The following is a 1,737-nucleotide window of genomic DNA, read 5'->3' as shown; positions in this document are numbered from 1 at the left end:
GCGTGAGGAGTGGAAAGCGCACCGCTAGCCGCGCATGGGCCAGCAGGTCCACCGCCTGGTCTTCCTCGACGAAACCGGCACGACGACGAAGATGACCCGTCTGCGGGGCCGGGGCTCGCCGCGGTGCCCGCTTGAAGGCTACGGCACCGTTCGGGCACTGGGCGACACACGCCGGAGTACGATGCGATGGCCTGACCGCACCCTTGGTCGTCGATCAATCCATGAACCGCGAGATCTTCGACACCTATTTCGAGACCCAGCTCGCCCCGACGCTGCAGCCCGGCTACGTGGTGATCCTCGACAATCTCGTCAGCCACAAGAGCGCAAAAGCCGAGGCGATCCTCGAGCGTGCCTTTGATATTAGCGACCGACCAACTCCTGCCCTTGGGGGCGGTGAAGTGAATCCCATTGTCGGTGAGCACGGTATGGATCTTGTAGGGGACCGCTCTGATGAGGTGCAGCAGGAAGTCGGCAGCGACCCGCTGTGTGGCCTTCTCATGCAGCTCGGTGGAGCCGAACTTCGAGATCCGATTGACGCGGCGACAAAGAGGTAGAGACGGCCCTCCGCGGTGCGTACTTCGGCAATGTCAAGGTGGAAGGAGCCGATGGGGTAGGACTTGAACTGGCGCTCTACGCCCTTGCCGTCATCGGCGTCCGCGAGCCGTGAGATGCCGCGCCGTTGCAGGCAGCGGTGCAGGGACGAGCGCATCAGGTGCGGGATTGTCGCCTGGAGGGCATACAGGCAATCATCGAGAGGCAGCAGCGTATGTCGACGAACGCGACAACGACGGCTTCGTCCTCGAATGACAGGGACGTCGACTTCGGGTCTTTGGGGCTGGTCGGAAGATCCGCCCCGCACTGCGCTACACTTGGCAACGGTCTTCTGATTGACGCAGTGGCGCCTGGCCAGCGCTCTTAGGCTCACTTAACTATATTGTATCACTCGACAGACCGCCTCCGTCATTGTGGCGCAGCCGTGAAAATCTGGCCCATAGCGCATCCTTCCATTTCCTGGAAAGCAGTGCACCATCAAAACCTGGGATCAAACATCTAGAGAGCGGCGCCTATTCGGGGTTGCCTGGCTGGCAACCTCAGGAAGACCTTGGCCGAGCAAGCGGCGCGCAGTGCCGACTAACCATGGCAACATGTTCGGTTGCGCGCTTTGCCGCTCGAATGATGCGCGGCGTTTAGATCGCGCTAGGTGGGCTGTAGCTGTTTGCCGGTCATCTATCGGCGAGGTCTTCGGGCGCGAGCGAGAACTTGAACTGACAAGCCCTTACGTCTTTAGTGGCGCTGGGCAAAAGGAGCGGTCCAAACGACGTACATGCGATCGGCGCAGGCACCATTGGTGATGAAGCGCAAGCGAAACGAAAATGCAATCAGCACGCGAGCGCGTCCTGCCAACAACGCCGGTCAGTGAAGCCGGTCTTTAGTCCCTCCAATCCCCTCTCTGTGTTAAAGCCATGGTCTGCTAACCGTGGGTACCCCTATCGAGATGTGGCACCCAGTTGGCGCCAGCCGCTAGATTTCCAGCTTAACGGGAAACATTACATGTGCGGCATCATCGGAAGCATCGGCAAGGCACCAGTCACGCCCTTGCTGGTCGAGGCGCTGAAGCGCCTGGAATATCGCGGCTACGACTCGGCGGGGGTGGCCACCCTGGTCAACGGCCACATCGAGCGCCGCCGCGCCGAGGGCAAGCTCGTGAACCTCGAGGCGCGGCTTGGCAGCGAGCCC

General features: G+C 61.4%; 3 pseudogenes. 2 read left to right on the top strand and 1 reads right to left on the bottom strand.

The features are described 5' to 3' along the window. Window positions 1-28 precede the first annotated feature (28 nt). Window positions 29-344: pseudogene (locus tag RSO01_RS49385) on the top strand (transposase); the annotation flags it as partial. A gap of 48 nt (window positions 345-392) precedes the next feature. On the opposite strand, the pseudogene RSO01_RS49380 reads toward RSO01_RS49385, so the two are convergent. Beyond that, window positions 393-1,000, bottom strand: a pseudogene (locus RSO01_RS49380) (transposase family protein); the annotation flags it as partial. A 551-nt stretch (window positions 1,001-1,551) separates the two neighbouring features. Between RSO01_RS49380 and RSO01_RS46640 the strand changes: the two are divergent. Further along, window positions 1,552-1,737, top strand: a pseudogene (locus tag RSO01_RS46640) (glutamine--fructose-6-phosphate transaminase (isomerizing)); the annotation flags it as partial.

Source organism: Reyranella soli, from assembly GCF_007992495.1.
Lineage (GTDB): Bacteria > Pseudomonadota > Alphaproteobacteria > Reyranellales > Reyranellaceae > Reyranella > Reyranella soli.
The sequence above is the reverse complement of the archived record's forward strand: the minus strand, read 5'-3'. Positions and strand labels throughout refer to the sequence as shown.